16 protein-coding genes and 3 pseudogenes are annotated in these 18594 nt (G+C 69.0%); 11 read left to right on the top strand and 8 right to left on the bottom strand.

Translation table 11 applies throughout. The features are described from left to right. Nucleotides 1-99 precede the first annotated feature (99 nt). The 4 genes and pseudogenes from AC1Z3W_RS03785 to AC1Z3W_RS03770 form a co-directional block, all read right to left on the bottom strand. Nucleotides 100-2907, bottom strand: coding sequence for an Hsp70 family protein (locus AC1Z3W_RS03785; RefSeq protein ID WP_483507067.1), 2808 nt, complete (start codon nucleotides 2905-2907; stop codon nucleotides 100-102). A gap of 5 nt (nucleotides 2908-2912) precedes the next feature. Further along, nucleotides 2913-4754 (bottom strand): Hsp70 family protein, encoded by a 1842-nt coding sequence (locus tag AC1Z3W_RS03780; RefSeq protein ID WP_057925870.1) that lies wholly within the window; start codon nucleotides 4752-4754, stop codon nucleotides 2913-2915. Next, the gene (locus AC1Z3W_RS03775) at nucleotides 4751-5326 is read right to left on the bottom strand and encodes a DUF2760 domain-containing protein (protein ID WP_124835341.1); all 576 of its coding nucleotides are present in this window, start codon (nucleotides 5324-5326) and stop codon (nucleotides 4751-4753) included. Before AC1Z3W_RS03775 ends, AC1Z3W_RS03780 begins: the two co-directional genes overlap by 4 nt. Before the next feature lie 259 nt (nucleotides 5327-5585). Then, nucleotides 5586-5726: pseudogene (locus AC1Z3W_RS03770) on the bottom strand (transcriptional regulator); the annotation flags it as partial. On the opposite strand from AC1Z3W_RS03770, the pseudogene AC1Z3W_RS03765 reads away from it, so the two are divergent. The 5 genes and pseudogenes from AC1Z3W_RS03765 to AC1Z3W_RS03745 all read left to right on the top strand — a co-directional run. Next, nucleotides 5727-6136 (top strand): annotated as a pseudogene (locus tag AC1Z3W_RS03765) (FAD-dependent oxidoreductase); the annotation flags it as partial. A gap of 163 nt (nucleotides 6137-6299) precedes the next feature. After that, a complete protein-coding gene (locus AC1Z3W_RS03760) occupies nucleotides 6300-7226 on the top strand; it encodes a LysR family transcriptional regulator (RefSeq protein WP_260428395.1) in 927 nt (308 codons plus the stop codon). A gap of 113 nt (nucleotides 7227-7339) precedes the next feature. Beyond that, nucleotides 7340-8470 (top strand): DSD1 family PLP-dependent enzyme, encoded by a 1131-nt coding sequence (locus AC1Z3W_RS03755; RefSeq protein ID WP_483507064.1) that lies wholly within the window; start codon nucleotides 7340-7342, stop codon nucleotides 8468-8470. A gap of 149 nt (nucleotides 8471-8619) precedes the next feature. Next, complete coding sequence (locus AC1Z3W_RS03750; RefSeq protein WP_483507062.1) at nucleotides 8620-9591, top strand: ornithine cyclodeaminase family protein; 972 nt, start codon at nucleotides 8620-8622, stop codon at nucleotides 9589-9591. A gap of 29 nt (nucleotides 9592-9620) precedes the next feature. Next, nucleotides 9621-10343 (top strand): HAD family hydrolase, encoded by a 723-nt coding sequence (locus AC1Z3W_RS03745; RefSeq protein ID WP_124835348.1) that lies wholly within the window; start codon nucleotides 9621-9623, stop codon nucleotides 10341-10343. Nucleotides 10344-10408: 65 nt separating this feature from the next. Here AC1Z3W_RS03745 and AC1Z3W_RS03740 read toward each other — a convergent pair whose 3' ends face one another. Then, nucleotides 10409-11026 (bottom strand): glutathione S-transferase family protein, encoded by a 618-nt coding sequence (locus tag AC1Z3W_RS03740; RefSeq protein ID WP_057925977.1) that lies wholly within the window; start codon nucleotides 11024-11026, stop codon nucleotides 10409-10411. Between the two features lie 98 nt (nucleotides 11027-11124). After that, nucleotides 11125-11487, bottom strand: a pseudogene (locus AC1Z3W_RS03735) (hypothetical protein); the annotation flags it as partial. Nucleotides 11488-11569: 82 nt separating this feature from the next. Here AC1Z3W_RS03735 and AC1Z3W_RS03730 point away from each other — a divergent pair. Beyond that, nucleotides 11570-12037: a MarR family winged helix-turn-helix transcriptional regulator gene (locus AC1Z3W_RS03730; RefSeq protein ID WP_057925876.1), complete on the top strand. Its 468-nt coding sequence runs from the start codon at nucleotides 11570-11572 to the stop codon at nucleotides 12035-12037. An 18-nt stretch (nucleotides 12038-12055) separates the two neighbouring features. Here the strand turns inward: AC1Z3W_RS03730 and AC1Z3W_RS03725 are convergent, their stop codons facing one another. Continuing rightward, nucleotides 12056-12649: a TetR/AcrR family transcriptional regulator gene (locus tag AC1Z3W_RS03725; protein ID WP_483507059.1), complete on the bottom strand. Its 594-nt coding sequence runs from the start codon at nucleotides 12647-12649 to the stop codon at nucleotides 12056-12058. Between the two features lie 119 nt (nucleotides 12650-12768). Between AC1Z3W_RS03725 and AC1Z3W_RS03720 the strand changes: the two genes are divergently transcribed. From AC1Z3W_RS03720 to AC1Z3W_RS03705, 4 genes are all read left to right on the top strand, one after another. After that, nucleotides 12769-13824, top strand: a complete 1056-nt coding sequence (locus tag AC1Z3W_RS03720) for a saccharopine dehydrogenase family protein (RefSeq protein WP_124835354.1) — start codon at nucleotides 12769-12771, stop codon at nucleotides 13822-13824. Further along, the gene (locus tag AC1Z3W_RS03715) at nucleotides 13811-14578 is read left to right on the top strand and encodes an isocitrate lyase/PEP mutase family protein (protein ID WP_483507057.1); all 768 of its coding nucleotides are present in this window, start codon (nucleotides 13811-13813) and stop codon (nucleotides 14576-14578) included. The genes AC1Z3W_RS03720 and AC1Z3W_RS03715 overlap by 14 nt, the downstream gene beginning before the upstream one ends. 120 nt (nucleotides 14579-14698) lie before the next feature. Then, nucleotides 14699-15256, top strand: coding sequence for a carboxymuconolactone decarboxylase family protein (locus tag AC1Z3W_RS03710; protein WP_124835358.1), 558 nt, complete (start codon nucleotides 14699-14701; stop codon nucleotides 15254-15256). 48 nt (nucleotides 15257-15304) lie between these two features. Continuing rightward, nucleotides 15305-16150: a helix-turn-helix domain-containing protein gene (locus AC1Z3W_RS03705; protein ID WP_124835359.1), complete on the top strand. Its 846-nt coding sequence runs from the start codon at nucleotides 15305-15307 to the stop codon at nucleotides 16148-16150. Between the two features lie 44 nt (nucleotides 16151-16194). Here AC1Z3W_RS03705 and AC1Z3W_RS03700 read toward each other — a convergent pair whose 3' ends face one another. After that, a complete protein-coding gene (locus tag AC1Z3W_RS03700) occupies nucleotides 16195-17406 on the bottom strand; it encodes an MFS transporter (protein WP_057925882.1) in 1212 nt (403 codons plus the stop codon). A 70-nt stretch (nucleotides 17407-17476) separates the two neighbouring features. Here AC1Z3W_RS03700 and AC1Z3W_RS03695 point away from each other — a divergent pair, with 70 nt between their 5' ends. Further along, nucleotides 17477-18511, top strand: a complete 1035-nt coding sequence (locus tag AC1Z3W_RS03695; RefSeq protein WP_483507054.1) for an AraC family transcriptional regulator — start codon at nucleotides 17477-17479, stop codon at nucleotides 18509-18511. Nucleotides 18512-18594: the final 83 nt, after the last annotated feature.

Genomic DNA, 18594 nt, shown 5'->3' with positions numbered 1-18594 from the left:
TCGAACGGAAGGTGGCGCGCCGGCGATGTACGCACACCGGCGCGTCACCTCGACATGCATCGTCATACTGACGATATTCGTGCATGCGCACGACACCGCTCAACCGCCCAGCAGCTTCAACCCGGCCGGCAGCGTTTCGCCGAACACGCGCGCCGTATCGGCTTCGTCGAACGCAATCGCTTCGCGCACCATGTCGATCCATGCGGCCGATGCATTCGCGGCCGACAGACGCTTGATCACCGCTTCACGCGTGTCGTCCGGCAAATCGCGTTCGCGGTCGCCCGTCATCCGCGCGATTTGCGCAACCGCGAATGCAGCGGGTTCGACCTGCTTCCAGTCCAGCGCGAACAGCGCGTCGAGCCAGCGATTCGCCATCTCGGCCGGCACGACGCTGTGCGCGCTGCCGTAGAACGGCCGCCGCGCGCCGATCCGCCCGAGCGCCCACGCGCACAACGTGCGCTCGGCCGGCTTCTGCAACTGCACGATCAATCGCTCGGCCAGCTCCACCTTGCGCTCGACGGGCAATCGCTCGAGCGACGCGGACAAGCGCGTCATGTCGGCCGGGCCGACCTTGGCCGGGTCGAACGGCAGCTTGCGGCGCTTGTCGTCGGATGGTTCGAGGAATGCGATCGCGTCGCGCACCTGCGTTTGCGCGTCGTCGTCGAGACCGCCGGCCACGCGCCGCCACAGCGTCCACCACTCCGACCACACCTGCGCGTCGTTCACGTACTGAATCCCGTCGTCGAACAGCGGCCACAGCTGCTCGATACGCCATGCATCGAGCGGATGACCGAAGCCCGGACGCAGGCAATAGCCGGCGAGGTTCAGCCATGCGCGTTCGTGATCGGCCGAGCGCCGCCGCCTGCGCGCTCGTGCGAGCAACGCATCGAACAGTTCGCGGGCGAGCGCGACGTCCCACTCGTCGCGCGGGCCGAGCACCTGTTCAAGTTGCGCGCGCAACCGTCGCGTATCCTTCGGCGTGACGTCCGCGGACTTGCCGCCGAACGAGCGGTCGATCAGCTCGATCGCGTGGTCGAGACGCGGATGGCGCGCGAGCGCGGCGTCGTCACCCTGCGTGGGCGCATCGCCGCGCAACTGGAACTCGAGCCGCCAGCGCCGCGCGGCATCATCGGTCGCGATGCAATGCATTTCGAGCGTGCCGACCTCGGTCAGCGACGCGGTGAGTTTCACCGGCGTTTCGCGTGCGTCGCCGCCGGCCTGCCGATCGACGACCGTCGCGATCGGCGGCAGCCGCACGAAATCGCCGCCTTCCAGCTCGACGAGATCGCCGGGCCGGTATGCGGCCTCGGCCACCGTCGACACGAGGTGGAAACGCACCGGCTGCCCGAGTTGCAGCGCGAACGTGCGCTCGTCGAGCCGGATCTCGCGGCCTTCCTCGGTGCCGCGCGGCAGCAGGCAGACGCCGCGCGGTGCCGCGCCCCCGTCACCATCGTCGAGCACGAGGAAATAGCTGCGCGCGGAGCCGCCGCCGATGCGCGGTGCATGCCCGGCCCGCGCGAGGCCATAGGCCACCGCGCCGCGCGCGACCGCCACGTCCGGATGCGCGTTGTGCAACACATCGAGCGGCGCGCCGCGCCATGCGCCGAGCGTCTGCGCGAGACGGCCGGCGAGTGCGCCCGCGCGGAACACGCCACCGTTGAGCAGCAGCGTGTCGGGCAGCGGGCCTTGCGCATGACGATTCAGGAACGCGGCGACGTGGCGCGTAACGGCCGGGTCGCTCGCATACGGCAAGCCGAATTCGACGATCGCGGTCCGCGCACGGCGCGGCAGCTCGCCGGCCTCGACCTGCGGAAAGAAACCGTCGACGACGATCTGCTCGACTTCCTGCCGCGCCAGCTCGGCCGAGCGCGCGCCGCCGACGAGCTTGCTGCCCGCGCCGAGCAGGGTCACGGTGACGGACGCCGGCGCGTCGTCGCCGAGCAGCCGCTCCTTCGCGGTACGGCAGCGTTCGACGAGCTGCGACAGGCTCGCGGCGGACAGCCGCGTGCCGGGCTCGGTCAGCCGTGTCTCGACCAGGCGCGCGAGCGCGAGGTCCATGTTGTCGCCGCCGAGCATCAGGTGATTGCCGACGCCAACGCGCGTGAAGGCCGGTTCGCCGTCGTCGCCGGGCGCGACGTCGACCAGCGTGAGATCGGTCGTGCCGCCGCCGACGTCGCAGATCAGCACGCGGCGCGGTGCGGCGAACGTGTCGCGCAACGTCGCGCGCTGGCCGTACAACCAGTCGTAGAACGCGGCCTGCGGCTCTTCCAGCAACCGCAGCGCCGGCAGTTTCGCGCGCCGGGCGGCCTCGACCGTCAACGCGCGCGCGCCGTCGTCGAACGACGCAGGCACCGTCAGGATGACGTCCTGCTTCGCGAGCGGCGCATCGGGAAAGTGCGCATCCCACGCGGCGCGCACGTGCGCGAGATAGCTCGCGCTCGCGTCGACCGGCGACACCTTGTCGACGCCTTCGGCCGCGCCCCACGGCAGGATCGCCGCGAGCCGGTCGACCGACGCGTGCGACAGCCAGCTCTTCGCGCTGGTGACGAGCCGGCCCGGCACCTGTGCGCCGAGCGTGCGCGCATAGCGGCCGATCACCGGCGGCAGCGCGCCGGCGCTGCCGTTTCCATCGTCACGATCACCCGGGCCGCCAGCACGGCCGCCGCCCGAACGGGCGGCCGCGTCGCGCGCGCCGGACATCTGCCACGGCAGCCGCAGCGCCTCCGCCGCGAGTTCGCCCGCCGCCGGGTGATAGCGCACCGACGGCAGCAGCGGCTGCGCGGCCACCGCGCCGGGGCCGACCAGCTGCTCGACGTCGAACACGCGGATCGCGTCGGAGCCGGCCTCGACGTATGCGACGACCGTGTTGCTCGTGCCGAGGTCGATGCCGACCGTATAGCGCTTCATCGCGCTCAGGCGGCGCCGCGCACGTCGAACTCGACCTTCCAGCGCTCGTTCGTGCCACTCGGGATCGCCTCGAGTTCGAGCGTGCCGGCTTCGGTCACGCGCGCATGCAGCTTCACCGGCACGATCTCGCCGACCGTGCGTCCTTCGGCGGGCAGCGTGGCCTGGATTTCCTCGAGTTCCTGCAGCTCTTCCGGCGACCAGTAGTCGAGCAGCGTGCCGACCTGGTCCTGGCGGCGCACCGACGACCCGAAGAAGCGGAACTGCACCGGTTCGCCGACGACGAGCCCGAACTCCTGCGGCGGCAGCGCCGCATCCGAGCCTTCCTCCATCCCGAACGGCGCGACGCACAGCGCCTGCACCGGCGGCTCCAGCCCCGGCACCGCGGGCATCGCCGACTCGATCGCGACGTAGTACGCACGCGCCGTGCCGCCGCGAATGCGCACGCCACGGCCGCGCTTCACATAGCCGTAGTACGCCGCGCCACGCGCGACCGCGAGATCGAGGTCCGCGCCTTCGAGCAGGCGCGCGGCCGGCGCGCCTTCGGCTGCGAGCCAGCTGTTGAGCGTATCGAGCACGCGCTGCGTGAGCAGCGTCGACTTGAACACGCCGCCGTTGAACAGCACGGCGGTCGGATGCAGGAACGTCGCGCCCTGCGGCAGCGTGCGCTGCACGCCTTCGAGCGCATCGAGTGCTGCGACCTGACGGCCGAGGAACGCGGCAAGATGGCGCGTGATGCCCGCGTCCTGCGCATACGGCAGGCCGAGTTGCGTCAGGCCGACGCGCGCGCGGCTCACCGGGCGCGCGGCTGCGTCGACTTGCGGGAAGAAGCCTTCGAGGATCGTCTGCGTGAGTTCCGCGCGCGTGAGCTCCGTGCGGATCGACCCGCCGATCAGCTTCGAGCCGCGGCTCGGCACGACGAGCGGCACCGCGTCGGTCGTCGGGTCGGACAGCAGCGTTTCCTTCGCGGCGCGGCACGCGTAGGTCAGCGCGCGCAGTTGCCACGGATCGGCCTGCGTGCCCTGCTGCGCGAGCTTGCGCGCGACCACGTGCGCGAGCGCGAGATCCATGTTGTCGCCGCCGAGCAGGATGTGCTCGCCGACCGCCACGCGATGCAGTTCCAGGTTGCCGTCGCGCTCGACCACCGCGATCAGCGACAGGTCGGTCGTGCCGCCGCCGACGTCCACGCACAGGATCAGGTCGCCGACCTGCACCTGCTTGCGCCAGCCGCCTTCGCTCTTCTGGATCCAGCTGTAGAGCGCCGCCTGCGGCTCCTCGAGCAGCGTCATCCGCGCGTAGCCGGCGGCACGCGCGGCTTCCGCCGTCAGTTCGCGCGCGGCCGGGTCGAACGACGCGGGGATCGTCACCGTCACGTCCTGGTCGACGAACGGCGCGTCGGGATGCGTGTGGTCCCACGCCTCGCGCAGGTGCGTCAGGTAGCGGATCGAGCTTTCCAGCGGCGACACGCGCGACACTTCGGGCGGCGCATCGCTCGGCAGGATCGCCGCGCGGCGATCGACGCCCGGGTGGCACAGCCAGCTTTTCGCGCTCGACACGAGGCGGATCGGCGTGCCCGCGCCGCGCGTGCGTGCCATTTCGCCGACCGCGAAGCCGCGCGAGGCCGTCCACGGCAGCGTCAGGTCGCCCTGCGTGAGTTCGCTTTCATGCGGAAGATAGAGGAACGACGGCAGCAGGTCGCGCGACTCCAGCGCGCCGGGCGCGGTGAGCTGCGCGATCGGCAGCACCTGCTGCGTGATGGTTTCGCCGTCGCTCGCGGCGCTGTCGACGTACGACAGCGCGCAGTGGGTGGTACCAAGGTCGATACCGATCGAATAGCGCGGATCGCTCACAGTTCCACCTCCGCCGGTGCGACGACCGATGCGTCGTGGCTGCCCGTCAGCTTCGGCAGGCGCACGTCGGCCACGCGCCAGCCGCGATGGCTGACCGTGCCCGAGAACGGTGCCGAGCCGACCACGTTGCCCGTCACGCGCACGGCCGTCGCGTCGAAACCGGCCGGCAGCGTCACACGGCTGCCTTCGGCTTCGTCACGCACCGGCACGATCGTGAAGTGTTCGCGCAGTGCGGCGCGGCAACCGTCGTGCACGAGGCGGGCGGCGGCGCCAATGTCGGCGTCCGCGTAGCCGGCGATGTCTTCCTCGACGAAGTCGATGAAGCGCGCATCGCGCTGCAGCAGGCCGAGCAGTTGCAGCGCGGCTTGCGGGCTGGCTTCGCGCAGCTCGGGGGCCTTCACGGGCGCGGGTGCCGGAGCCGGCGCTGCGGCGGGCGCCGGCGCAACCGGGGCCGGGGCGCCGTCGCGCACGCGCAGCACGCCGGCCGCGAACTCGCGGTTGCCGAGCACGGAGAAGAACGTGCCGACGGCCAGCGATAGCCGGCCGAAGAAGGACAGGTTGGATTCGGGCATGGGGTCTGGACTCCTGTGGGCTCGCGACGCGGCGAGCATCTTGCCTGGGCGCCCTGCAACGGCGTGCGATTGCGCACTGCCGCCGCCCGGCGCGTGATTCGGACGCACCCTCTCGGGTGCGGAAAACCCGTATTTTGCCCTGTGACGGGCAAACCGGGCAGAAGTTGGGGGACAGAACACGATGGCGCGACGATTTCGCGCCGCGCCGGATTACGTCGGACTACCGGCTATCTGCGATCGGCCGCGATGTTGCGGCGCGTCAGCGCGGCTTGCGGCGGCGCGCCGCCTTCGCTTCGAAATCGCGCGACAGCATGCCCAGCGTGACCTCGCCGAAGCGCGCGAGCAGCACCGCTTCCGCCTCTTTCAGCGTGGCCGACAGATGCGCATTGACCGTCTGTTCGAAGCGGAAGCGGCGCTGCTCCGCACACGTGGCGTGCGTATCGAGCGGTCGCCGGTCGTCGACATCCTCGGCGATGCACCGCGTATCGAAGCGCTGCGGCTCGCCGACGGGCAGGTCGTGCCGATCGATGCGCTGTTCGTCGGCGCGCGTACGGAAATGGCGAGCGATCTCGCGCAACAGCTCGGCTGCGCGTTCGACGAAGGGCCGCTCGGCATGGCGATTCGCGTCGATACATGGAAGCAGACGAGCGTTTCCGGCGTGTTCGCGGCCGGCGATGCGTCGAGCCTGATGACGAATGCGACGTTCGCGTCGGCGTCGGGCGTCGGGCGTCGGGCGTCGGGCGTCGGGCGTCGGGCGTCGCGGCCGCCGTGGGCGCGCATCGTTCGCTGATTTTCGGACTCGCGGCGTGAGGCAGGTGAAGCCGCGTGCTGCGTGACGCGGCATCGCCCCTTCCTCGAGGCCTCGCTCACGTCGATCCACGCGCGCGCTTGTCGATATCCATGGTCGCATCGTTGGATTCACCCAGCGATGTAATGTTTAATGCTCGGCAACGCCAGCATTAAGAGACACGAAATGCTAGACCTCGAAGACCTTCGCCTCGTGCGCGCGATCGGCGCATCGCGCTCATTGGCATCCGCCGCTCGACTGCTCGACCTCACCCCGCCCGCGGTCACGATCCGCCTGCAGCGGATGGAGGCGCGGCTGGACGTCCGCCTTGCCGTGCGACAGCCGAAAGGGATCGCATTGACCGACGAAGGTCAGCGGCTGTATCAGGAAGCCGTCGAGATTCTCGAGCGCGTCGAGGCGCTGCCGGTCAACCTCTCCGGCGATCACGGCGACGTGCAGGGCACGCTGCGCGTCGTCGCGCCGTTCGGCTTCGGACGCAAGTACGTCGCGCGGATCGTGCGTGACGTGCAACGCGCGCATCGGAAGCTCGAGATCTCGCTGCACCTGTCGGAAAGCCCGTTGAGCAGCGCGTCGGGCGCCGACGTGGTCGTGCACGTCGGCAGCCTGAAGTCGTCGTCGTGGATCGGCTATCCGCTCGCCCCCAACGAGCGCTTCCTGTGCGCGAGCCCCGGTTACGCGCGTCGCATCGGCGAACTGAATCATCCGTCGGACCTGGCCCGGTATGACTGCCTGTGCCTGCGCGAGAACGACGAGGACATCCCGCGCTGGCACTTCTCGCAAACCGGCCACAACAAGGGCGAACCCAGGCGATCCGCGGTGATTCGCGTAACGGGCGCGCTTTCGTCGAACGACGGCACTGTCATCACCGACTGGGCACTGGCCGGGCTCGGCATCGTGGAGCGCTCGGAATGGGACGTCGCGCCGCTGCTGGCGAACGGCAAGCTGGTCAGGCTGCTGCCCGACTGGCATCTGCCGCCCGCGCCGGTGACCGCGCTGCTGCCGTCGCGCACCGGCCGCTCCGCGCGGCAACGGGTTTTTCTCGATGCCGCGAAGCAATTTCTCGATCCGCCGCCATGGCGCGGCAAGGCATGAGCGGCTTTCCTGGATTAAATATCGCTTAATGATCGATTTGGCATGCGTTAAACACGCCGCTTGCCAAACACCCTACAGTGTTCGCTGTCGGCAACCCACCGAGGCAACGCATCATGGGCATCCCACCCGTCAACACCCCCGCCGCCTTGATCGACGTCGATCGCATGCGCGAGAACATCGCGCGCATGCAGGCGCATCTCGACGCGCTGGGCGTCAGGTTCCGGCCGCACGTGAAGACCACCAAGTGCCGGCACGTCGTCGACGCGCAGATCGCGGCCGGCGCGCAGGGCATCACGGTATCGACACTCAAGGAAGCCGAACAGTTCTTCGCGGGCGGCGTGCGCGACATCGTCTACGCGGTCGGGATGATTCCCGCGAGGCTCGGCCAGGCACTCGCGCTGCGCCGGCAGGGCTGCGACCTGAAGATCGTCGCCGACAGCCTGCAGACCGCGAACGCCATCGCCGAATTCGGGCGCGCGCACGGCGAGCGCTTCAACGTGTGGATCGAGGTCGACGTCGACGGCCACCGTTCGGGGATTCGGCCCGACGACGGCCTGCTGATCGACGTCGGCCGCGCGCTGGTCGACGGCGGGATGACGCTCGGCGGCGTGCTCGCTCATGCCGGCTCCAGCTATGAATGCGACACGCGTGACGCACGGGTCGCGATCGCCGAACAGGAGCGCAGCCGCACCGTGCGCGCCGCCGAGCGCCTCAGGGCGGCCGGCTTGCCGTGCCCGGTCGTGAGCATCGGCTCGACGCCGACCGCGCTGTCCGCCGAGAACCTCGACGGGGTGACGGAAGTTCGCGCAGGCGTCTACGTGCTGTTCGACCTCGTGATGCACAACATCGGCGTATGCGCGCTGTCCGACATCGCGCTGTCGGTGCTGACCACCGTCATCGGACACCAGGAAGAAAAAGGTTGGGCCATCGTCGATGCAGGCTGGATGGCGATGAGCCGCGATCGTGGCACACAGCGGCAGGCGCGGGATTTCGGCTACGGGCAAGTGTGTACCGAAGACGGCGACGTGCTCGGCGAATACGTGATGAGCGCGGCCAATCAGGAGCACGGCATCGTGTCTCGCATCGATACGCCCGACACGGGCATCGCGCACCGGTTTCCGATCGGTACCCGTTTGCGGATCCTGCCGAACCACGCGTGCGCGACCGGTGCGCAACATCCGGAATATCACGCGCTGAGCGGCGATGGCACGGTACAGACCTGGCCGCGCTTCTACGGGTGGTGAGGGTCACGCGCACGGTAGCCGGTGCGGCGATCCGATGCCCGGCGAAATCGGCCATCGCTCCCTCATTTGAAGAAAATTGATAGTTTGTCTACATTTGTACAAACTATAAATATCGCGATTCGCATTGCACCTTCACAGGCTCGCCCACCATGCCGTCAGACGCCCAACTCCTCCTTCTCGACCGGGATGTCGTGGAACCCGCCCTTCAGGCCGACCACGTGATGGCGGCGGTCCGCGAAGCCTTCGTGCTGCACAGCCAACGCGCCGGGCGCGTGTTCCCGGTCGTACGCGAGAAGCTGCATACCGGCGGTGTATTCGGCATCAAGTCGGGCGACGTCGCGCGCCAGGATCTGCTCGGTTTCAAGGCGGCCGGGTTCTGGCCCGGCAATCGGAGCCGCGGCGGCGAACCGCATCAGGCGACGATCGCGCTGTTCGATCCGGCCACGGGCCGCCCGCTCTGCATCATGGACGGCAACGCGATCACCACGGCCCGGACCGGTGCAGCAGGCGGCATCGGGCTACAGGCGCTCGCCCGCCGCGACAGCACGCGCATCTGCGTGTTCGGCACCGGCGTGCAGGCGCACGTCCAGCTCGACTACGCGATCAGGCTGCTGCCGCAGCGGTGCACGGTGCAATACGTGAACGTCAGCGGCAAATCGGACCCGCTGTTCGAATCGGCATTCCGCGAACGCTGCGACATCCGCGTCGCACGGGGCCGGAACGATGCGGTGGCCGGCAGCGACGTGGTCATCACCGCGACACCGGGCGGCGGCCCGCTGTTCGATGCGGATGCGGTTCAGCCGGGCACCCATCTGACCTGCGTGGGCGCGGATACCGCAGGCAAGCGCGAACTTCCGGAAGGCGTATTGGAACGTGCGCGCGTTTTCGTCGACGATCACGAGCAGGCGCGCAGCATCGGCGAGTGTCAGTGGGCGCCGGATTTGCCGCACACTGAAATCGGCGACATCCTTGCGGAAGTTGCATCGGTTAATCGCGCCCCGAACGAAATCACGGTATTCGACATGACCGGACTCGCGCTCCAGGACCTGACCGTTGCGCGCTTGCTGTATCGGCAGGCCGTCGAAAACGGCGCGGGACGCTCCGTCCCGTGGCCGTGGTGAACGGCAACTGCGTGGTATCTTCCGTCGCCATGCACCTGCCCCACGTTTCCGCCATCTCGTTCGATCTCGACGACACGCTGTGGCCGTTCGGACCGTCCGTCGAACGGGCCGAGGCGTCATTGCATGCGTGGCTCATCACGCACGCGCCCAATACCGCGAGCGTGCTGCCTGCGTCGCAGACACTGAGCCAGTTGCGCGACGAATACGAACGCGCGCGGCCGGACCTCGTCGGCGACTATCGTGCGTTGCGCATCGGCTCGATCCGACTCGCGCTGGAACGCGCGAACGAAGACATCGCGCTGACCGATCACGCGTATGACGTGTTCTATTCCGCGCGGAACCAGGTCGAATTCTTCGACGACGCATTGCCGGCGCTCGCGTGGTTGAGCGCGCGCTTTCCGCTGATCGCGGTGACGAACGGCAATGCTGACCTTCGGCTGACGGGCGGCGGCGAGTTCTTCCGCGAAACGCTCAGCGCGCGTGCGTGCGGGTTCGCGAAACCCGAGCCGGCGATCTTCCACACGGCCGCCGCGACGCTCGGCGTGCCCGCGGCCGAACTGCTGCACGTCGGCGACGATTTTCAGCTCGATATCGTCGGCGCGTTGAACGCGGGGCTTCAGGCGGCCTGGGTCGTGCGCGGCGAAGGTCGGGAAGCGGAGCACGCCGCGCATCGTGCTCCGTCCCCGCATCTGACCGTTCGCGACCTGTCGATGCTGTGTCGCGCGCTCGGCGGCCCCGTCGAGGGGGTGTAACCGCAGGCCCGTGAAATCACGCAAGCGAAGCCGATCACGCCCGTCGGCATAACCGACCGCCGTCTTCACGCTGCCTTCCTCGCCTCCGCGATCCGTTGCGGCGCCTTCGGCCGCGCATAAAGCCGCTCGAGATACGACTGCAGTTGCGGGAACGGTTCGATCAGATGGCACTCGCTTGCCCAGTCGATCAGGTAAGCCGTCACGCAATCGGCCACCGTCAGCGTGTCGCCGACGATGAATTCACGCCCCTCGAGATGCTTGTCGAGGATCGCGGCCATCGCCTTGAAATCCTCGCGCGCGAGTTCGATATCGGCCGGCAGCCGCTTCTCCGGCGGATAGATGAACGTATGCCGCGTAATGCGCCACAGCGGCTGCTCGAGCTCCGTCACCGCGAACATCACCCACCGATACGCCTGCGCCCGCAGCGCCGGATCGGTGGGCAGCAGCGCCTTCTCCGGATACTTGTCCGCGAGATACAGCACGATCGCGGCCGACTCCGGAATCACGAGATCGCCGTCCACCAGCACGGGCACCTTGCCCGCCGGATTGATCTGCAGAAATTCGGGCCGCTTGTGCTCGCCCGCCAGCAGGTTGACCGACACGAACTCGAAATCCGCATCCAGTTCCTTGAGCCCCCAGAGCGCGCGTTGCGAGCGCGTACCGGCAAATCCGTAAAGCTTCATCGCAATGTCTCCGTTGAAAATGTCGGGGAAGATCTCCGCGCGCAGGCGATGGCCCATCGGCCTCGACGACCGCGCGCAGCGCCCGTCGCCATTCGCATGCCGGGCACCGCGAGCACCGGCATCACGTCGATCGCGTCACCCGGGAACAGCGTGAAATGCGGGTGGCCTTCGAACAGCGCGGCCGCCGCGTCGTGCGATGCGGCGCGCACGACGGTAAAGCCGCTCATCGCATTGGCGGTGTCCGTGACGCCGCCCTTGCCGATGGTCTTGGTCTTGCCGAGCGGCCCGCCGAGTTCGACGATCGCGTCGCGATGCCGGTCGACCCACGCATGCCACGCGGCGATCCCTTCCCGTTCCCGCGTGCGCCGCTCCTCCTCCGGTAGCGCCATCCATGCCTTCATGCCCGCGCTCTCCTTGCTGCCGAGGAATACCGCGAGATACAACTGCTGTTGCGCACTCATGCTTCCTCCGTCCGATGGCGGGAACGGCGGGCTGCCGCTCCCCGCCCTTGACACGATAGGTTGATATCAACACAATTGCAACATGGCACGCAAAGAAAAGCTCCCTTTCGAAACGACGCTGATGGTGCGCGATTGCTGCCTGTGCCTGCACATGCAGCGCGCGGCGCGCAATCTCGCGCGCATCTTCGACGATGTGCTGCGCCCGCTGGATCTCACCAACGGCCAGTTTTCGCTATTGATGTCGTTGAACCGGCCCCAGCCGGCCACGATGAAATCGGTCGCGTCGCTGCTCGCGATGGACCGCACGACGCTGACCGCTGCATTGAAACCGCTCGAGCGGCGCGGGCTGGTCACCATCACGCAGGATCCGGACGACAAGCGCAGCCGCCTGCTCAAACTCACGCCGGCTGGTGAGCAGCTGCTCGCCGAAGCGTTTCCGCTTTGGCAGCAGACGCATGCCGAGATCGAACGGCCGTTCGCGGCAGGGGAAGTCGATGTATTGCGCGGCCAGTTGCGCGCGCTGTCGGAGGATCCGGCTACGCGCGGCTGAAGCGGCGTGCCGTGCGATTCACTTCCTGCCCTTCTTCGGCATCAGCAGTTGCGCGAACTCCTGCAGGAAACGCACGGGGCCGTGCGCGTGCAGCGCCTGCCCGCTGCTGAGCGCACCGTCGATGACGGTCGCGAGCCGCAATGCGTAGGTCTGCGGTTCGTCGATCCCCATCGCGCTTGCCAGCTCCGTCAGCCGGCGCCGCAATTCCTGCTTGTGCGCGACGGCGACCTGGCGCGCCGGATGACTGCCGTCCGCGTACTCGGCTGCGATGTTGATTTGCGGACAGCCGCGATAACCGGGGCGCTCGATGCGCTCGCCGATCCACTGCAGCTGCGCATCCAGTTCCTCGCGCGGCGTGCGTCGGTACTGCGCGGCCACCGCGTCCCAGTGCGCCCAGAACTCCGCATCCTCGCGCAGCAGGAACGCCTCGATCAGGTCGTCCTTCGTCGCGAAGTGCCGGTACAGGCTCGTCTTCGCGACGCCCGCCTGCGCGACGATCAGGTCCACGCCGACCGCACGCGTCCCTTCCCGATAGAACAGCGCGCTGGCCGTCTGCAGAATGCGCTCGCGCGTATCGGGCGCGCCCCCGTTCGTGTCCGTTCCCTTTTTCATCCAAGCCCGGCCGCCGAGGGCCGCCCGTCCCGCAAAAGTGGATCCGATGATAGCACTCGAAGGTTGACGACGCTACAGGTCTGTACTATAAAACAGACCGTTCTGTATCGGAGTGGATCATGGACGGTCAAATGACGGTTGCGGTGTATGGCGCCACGGGTCACACCGGGCGGTTTGTCGTCGCCGAACTGGAACGGCGCGAGCTCGGCGCGATCCGCGTCGGGCGCGATGCCGCGCGGCTCGCGCAAGGCGGCAACGACGCGACGCCATCGCGCGTCGCAGCGGTCGACGATCCGGCCGCGCTCGATGCAGCATTGCACGGCGCGCACGCGGTGATCAACTGCGCGGGCCCGTACCTCGATACCGCGCTGCCGCTCGCCGATGCGGCGTTGCGGGCCGGCATCCCGTATCTCGACCTGACGGCCGAGCAGCCGTCGGTCCAGGCGCTGGCCGACCGGCGCGACGCCAGCGCACGCGCCGCCGGCGTGACGCTCGTGCCGGCCGCCGCGTTCTACGGCGGCCTGGCCGACCTGCTCGTCACGGCCGTCGTCGACCCGCGCCAGCCGATCGAGCGCGTCGACGTCGCGACCGGCCTCGACAGCTGGCATCCGACGCGCGGCACGCGCGTGACCGGCGAGCGCAATCGCGCGATCCGGCTGATTCAGAAGGACGGCAAGCCCGCCGCTGTGCCATCGACGGCGCGCGAACGCCGGTGGCCGTTCCCGTCGCCGCTCGGCGACGTCGACGTGACGCTGCTGCCGTTCTCGGAAGTCATGACACTCGCGCGTCATCTGCGCATCGATACGATCGAGTCCTGGCTCGCGACGCTCGCGCTGCGCGACGTGCGCGATGCCGGCACGCCGCCGCCGCAACCGGTCGACGCGCTCGGCCGCTCGGCGCAGCAATTCGCGCTGGACGCCGTCGTTGTGCAGAACGGCATCACGCATCGCGCGACCGCATCGGGACGCGACATCTATGCAGTCAGCGCACCGATCATCGTCGAGGCGACGGTCCGCCTGCTGAGCGGCAGGACACTGACGTCGGGCGGCGTGCGCAGCCTCGGCGAACTGTTCGACGCGCGCGATTTCCTCGCGGCGCTCGACACGGTCGGCGTATCGTTCGGTACGACTATCGATTCGAATTTCACACGGAGGGATGAGCATGAGCCGCAATAGCAAGGAGAAAGCCGCGTATTTCCGTTCGCTTCACCGCGCGGGCCAGCCGCTCGCGCTGTTCAACGTGTGGGACGCCGGCAGCGCGCGCACGGTGGCCGACGCGGGCGGCGTCGCGCTGGCAACCGGCAGCTGGTCGGTCGCGGCCGCCAACGGTTTCGTCGACGGCGAGCAGATGCCGAAAGCGCTCGTGATGGAAGTGCTCGCGCGGATCGCGCAGGCAACCGACCTGCCCGTCACCGTCGATCTCGAAAGCGGATACGGCGAGCGGCCGGCGGAGATCGCCGACACGATCGCGCGCAGCATCGAGGCCGGCGCGATCGGCTGCAACCTCGAGGACAGTTTTCCGGCGACGGGCGAGCTGCGCACCGTCGACGATGCGGCTGCGCGTGTCGCGGCGGCCCGGCAGGCGGCCGATCGCGCGGATATCGGCTACTTCATCAACGCGCGCACCGACGTGTTCTTCAAGGCCGCGGCCGATACGCACGACGAGCGGCTTCCGGACGACGTACTGACCCGCGCACGCGCTTACGCGGCGGCGGGCGCCGACGGCCTGTTCGTGCCGGGCCTGCGCGCGCCCGCGCTGATTCGCGCGCTGACGGCCGCGTCGCCGCTGCCGGTGAACATCATGCGCATCGCCGAAACGCCGACGCTCGCCGAACTCGCGCAATACGGCGTGGCACGCATCAGTCACGGGCCGTACCCCTACCTGCAGGCGATGAAGGCGCTCGCGGCAGTGGTGAAGCAAGGCGGCTAGCCACTGCCCGGGACGGATAGCGGACGATTACATCCGATGTAATTGGCGCGCGGCGCGGCCGTCCCTACGCTTCGGGTGTCGCGCCGCCATTCCGGCGGCGCTCATCGCCCAGGAGGCGTCATGTCCCGCTATCCGCTTCATACGATCGACTCGGCCCCTGCCGAGTCGAAGCCCGTCCTCGAGCAGCTCCGGAAAACCTTCGGCACGATCCCGAACATCGCGGCGGCCATGGCTGCGTCGCCAGTGCTGATCAACGGCTTCATCGGCCTGTTCGAGCGCGTGCACGCAAGCAGCCTCACCGAGCCGCAGATCCAGACGCTGCTGCTCACCAACGCGGTCACGAACGCCAGCGAATGGCCGGTCGCATTCCACACCGCGCTCGCATTGAAACAGGGCGTGCGCGCTGCCGACGTCGATGCGCTCCGCCGCGGCGGCCTGCCCGATGATGCGCAACTGGCCGCGCTGTCGACACTGGCTCGCACGCTGATCGAGACCCGCGGCCACATCGCGGATGCCGACCGGCGGCGCTTCCTCGATGCCGGGTTCAGCGACGAACAGTTGCTCGAGGTGATCGCGGTGGTCGCCGCATCGACGATCACCAACTACGTCGGCAGCGTGACGCGACCCGCACTCGAAGCGCCGTTCGACGCGTTCGCGTGGCATGCGGGCGCGGCGTGAGTTCGATATAGTCGTCGGCATCGGTCACCAAACGATCAGGACAACGCGATGAATGCCAGCGGCAACGATCCGAAGGCGCCGCCGCATGAACTGGGCCGGCTGTTGCGCTACTGGCGCGATCTGCGCGGCGTGAGCCAGCTCGGCCTGTCGCTCGACGCCGGCATCTCGCAGCGCCAGATCAGCTTCATCGAAAGCGGGCGCAGCGTGCCCGGCCGCGACACGCTGCTGACCCTCGCGCAGACGCTCGACGTGCCGCTGCGCGAGCGCAACGCGTTGCTGCTCGCCGCCGGGTACGCGCCCGTGTATTCGGAAGCGCCGTGGGATGCGCAGGAGATGAATGGCGTGACCCGCGCGCTCGAACGGGTCGTTCGCCAGCACGATCCGTTCCCTGCGATCGTCATGGACCGGCACTGGAACGTGCTGATGACCAACGATGCGGCGCCGCGTTTTTTTGGCTGCTTCATCGACATGGCCGCACGCGAAGGCCCGCGCAACCTGCTGCGCCTGATGTTCGATCCGTCCGGCATGCAGCCGTTCGTGGCCGACTGGGACAGCGTGTCGCGCAGCCTCCTGCAGCGCGTGTATCGCGAATCGGTCGGCCGCGTGGTCGACGACGACACGCAGCGGCTGCTCGACGAACTGCTCGCCAGTCCGGATGCCCCGCATGACTGGAAAACGCCGCAGGCACCGGCCGCCGCACCGTCGATGCCCGTCATTCCGGTCGGCTTCGTCCACGAAGGCGTCGTGCTGCGCTATTTCTCGCTGATCACGACCGTCGGTGCGCCGTACAGCGCCGCCGCACAGGAACTGCGCATGGAGTGCATGTTTCCCGCGGACGACGCCACCGAAACGCGTCACCGGCAGTTGCTCGACGCGCACGCGCCGACGCACTGAGCAGCGAGCCGATGCGCGATCGCGCGCCGGCTCGCCGCGATCCGTCACTCGGCCAGCACCGTCGCGACGCCGACCCGCTTCGGCACGCCGGTCACGATCGTCGCGACCGCGACGGCCAGCACCGCGGCCGCGCCCAGGAACACGCCGCCCGCGCCGTTCGCGTCGAACACGACGCCGCCTGCCGCCGCGCCCGTCGCGATCGCGAGCTGGATCGCCGCGACGATCAGCCCGCCCGCGCTCTCGGCTTCATCGGGCACGGTGCGCGTGACCCACGTCGACCACGCCACCGGCACGCCGCCGAACGCCATCCCCCACAACGCGACGAGCACCGCGTCGATCATCGGCGCGCGGCCGAGCGCGACGAGCGCGATGCCGAGCACGACCATCAGCGCCGGCATCCCGATCAGCATCGGCCGCAGCCGGTGTTCGAGCACGCGGCCCGCGAGCGACGTGCCGACGAAGTTCGCGATCCCGTAGCCGAGCAGGATCGCCGACAGCCCGTTCACGCCGACGCCGGCAACCTGTTCGAGGAACGGCCGCAGATACGTGAAGAACGCGAAATGCCCGGTGAACACGAGGATCGTCGCGAACATCCCGAGGCCGACGGTCGGCCGGCGCAGCACGTCGACGAGCGTGCGCAGCCGCGTCGTGCCGCTCGGCGGCATCGACGGCAGCGTCATGACCTGCGACGCGAACGCGACGCCGCCGAGGCCGGCCGCGATCAGGAACACGTTGCGCCAGCCGATCAGGTGCCCGAAGTAGCTGCCCATCGGCGCGGACGCGATCGTCGCGACCGCCACGCCGCTGAAGATGATCGACAGCGCGCGCGGCACCATCGCGGTCGGCACGAGCCGCATCGCGGTGGCCGTCGCCATCGTCCAGAAACCGCCGAGCGCGACGCCGAGCACGACACGCCCGATCAGCAGCGTCGCCAGGTTGGGCGCGAACGCGACCGCGAGATTCGACGCGACGAGCAGCACCGAGAACGCGAGCAGCACGCGGCGCCGGTCGATCGTGCGCGTCAGCGCCGAGATCAGGAGGCTCGTGACGAGCGCGACCGTCGCGGTGGCCGTGACGGTCTGGCCGGCCACGCCTTCGGTCACGCCGAGGCTGTCGGCCATCGGCGTGAGCAGGCTCGCGGGCAGGAATTCGGCGGTGACGAGGCCGAACACGCCGAGCGTCATCGCGAAAACGGCGCCCCAGGCCGGTTCGCGGGGAGCCGCCGTGGTGGCGGCGGAGGAGATTCCGGGATTCATGCGCGGTTCCGAGTCGTATAGGGAAAATACCGATGACGACGTATCGTAAGGAACGGCGACAGGACGGTCTATGACATACAATCCGCTCTTGTTGATCGATCGTCCGAATCTCGATATGTCCGAGCCTCTGCTTCCTCCCGTGTCCGACGTGCACGACCTCGTCAGCGAACTGCTGCTCGGCATGCGCCTGAGCGGCGTGCAGTACCGCCGGATCCAGGTACCGCGGCCGTTCGGGCTGAGCTTCGGGCACGCGCCGGGCCGCGCGCAGTTCCATTTCGTCGGGCGCGGGCCCGTGCTGCTGCGCGACGCGGCCGGCACGACGGTGCAGCTCGAGGCCGGCGACGCGATCCTGCTGCCGCACGGCCGCACGCATGCGCTGGTGTCGGATCCGGATGCGCCGTGCCGCGAGATCGGCGGGTTCGAGGTCGCGAAGATCTGCGGCACGGTTGCGTCGGTGGGTGCGACATCGTGCGCCGCGACGGAGCCGGCTGCCGGCGACGCGCTGATCTTCAGCGCATGCATGGAGCTCGATCTCGGCGGCATGCAGCCGCTCGTCGGGACGATGCCGGAGTTCATGCACGTCGGCACGCTGCTCGCGCGCTACCCGGAAATCCGTCCGATGCTTGACGCGATGGAGCGCGAATCATGCTCCGAACGCGCGGGCTTCGCGGGCATCCTCGCGCGGCTCGCGGACGTGGTCGCCGCATTCATCGTGCGCGGCTGGGTCGAGTGCGGGTGCGGCGACGCGACGGGCTGGGTGCAGGCACTGCGCGAACCGAAGCTCGGCCGCGCGATCGTCGCGCTGCATCGCGATCCGGGGCGCAACTGGAGCGTTGCGGAACTGGCCGCCGAAGCCGGCGTGTCGCGCTCGGTGTTCGCGGAACGCTTTCTCGCGGCCACCGGGATGACGCCGGTGCGCTACCTGACCGAGTTGCGGATGCGGCTCGCCGCGCAGTGGATCGCACGCGACCGCGAGACGATCGAAGCGGTCGCGTACCGGCTTGGCTACGGGTCGCTCGCCGCGTTCAGCCGCGCGTTCAAGCGCGTGGTCGGGCGGCCGCCAGGGGCGGTGCGCGCGGAAGGCGACGCGCACGCCGACGTGTAACGCATCACGCGTTACGCGTTACGCGTTACGCGGAGCGAAGCGAGCACCTGTAGAACCGCTCCGTTTTCGCCCGGTCGGTCGCC

This window comes from Burkholderia sp. 10_S31, from assembly GCF_056930375.1.
This window is presented reverse-complemented; position numbering and strand designations above follow the sequence as displayed.

Bases quoted from the DNA above. Each gene is read 5' to 3' on its own strand.
- AC1Z3W_RS03740 (WP_057925977.1), bottom strand. From the start codon at position 11,026: ATGAAGCTTTACGGATTTGCCGGTACGCGCTCGCAACGCGCGCTCTGG.
- AC1Z3W_RS03710 (WP_124835358.1), top strand. From the start codon at position 14,699: ATGTCCCGCTATCCGCTTCATACGATCGACTCGGCCCCTGCCGAGTCG.
- AC1Z3W_RS03715 (WP_483507057.1), top strand. From the start codon at position 13,811: ATGAGCCGCAATAGCAAGGAGAAAGCCGCGTATTTCCGTTCGCTTCAC.
- AC1Z3W_RS03695 (WP_483507054.1), top strand. From the start codon at position 17,477: ATGACATACAATCCGCTCTTGTTGATCGATCGTCCGAATCTCGATATG.
- AC1Z3W_RS03755 (WP_483507064.1), top strand. From the start codon at position 7,340: ATGGGCATCCCACCCGTCAACACCCCCGCCGCCTTGATCGACGTCGAT.
- AC1Z3W_RS03705 (WP_124835359.1), top strand. From the start codon at position 15,305: ATGAATGCCAGCGGCAACGATCCGAAGGCGCCGCCGCATGAACTGGGC.
- AC1Z3W_RS03745 (WP_124835348.1), top strand. From the start codon at position 9,621: ATGCACCTGCCCCACGTTTCCGCCATCTCGTTCGATCTCGACGACACG.
- AC1Z3W_RS03785 (WP_483507067.1), bottom strand. From the start codon at position 2,907: ATGAAGCGCTATACGGTCGGCATCGACCTCGGCACGAGCAACACGGTC.
- AC1Z3W_RS03750 (WP_483507062.1), top strand. From the start codon at position 8,620: ATGCCGTCAGACGCCCAACTCCTCCTTCTCGACCGGGATGTCGTGGAA.
- AC1Z3W_RS03775 (WP_124835341.1), bottom strand. From the start codon at position 5,326: ATGCCCGAATCCAACCTGTCCTTCTTCGGCCGGCTATCGCTGGCCGTC.
- AC1Z3W_RS03730 (WP_057925876.1), top strand. From the start codon at position 11,570: ATGGCACGCAAAGAAAAGCTCCCTTTCGAAACGACGCTGATGGTGCGC.
- AC1Z3W_RS03725 (WP_483507059.1), bottom strand. From the start codon at position 12,649: ATGAAAAAGGGAACGGACACGAACGGGGGCGCGCCCGATACGCGCGAG.
- AC1Z3W_RS03720 (WP_124835354.1), top strand. From the start codon at position 12,769: ATGGACGGTCAAATGACGGTTGCGGTGTATGGCGCCACGGGTCACACC.
- AC1Z3W_RS03700 (WP_057925882.1), bottom strand. From the start codon at position 17,406: ATGAATCCCGGAATCTCCTCCGCCGCCACCACGGCGGCTCCCCGCGAA.
- AC1Z3W_RS03760 (WP_260428395.1), top strand. From the start codon at position 6,300: ATGCTAGACCTCGAAGACCTTCGCCTCGTGCGCGCGATCGGCGCATCG.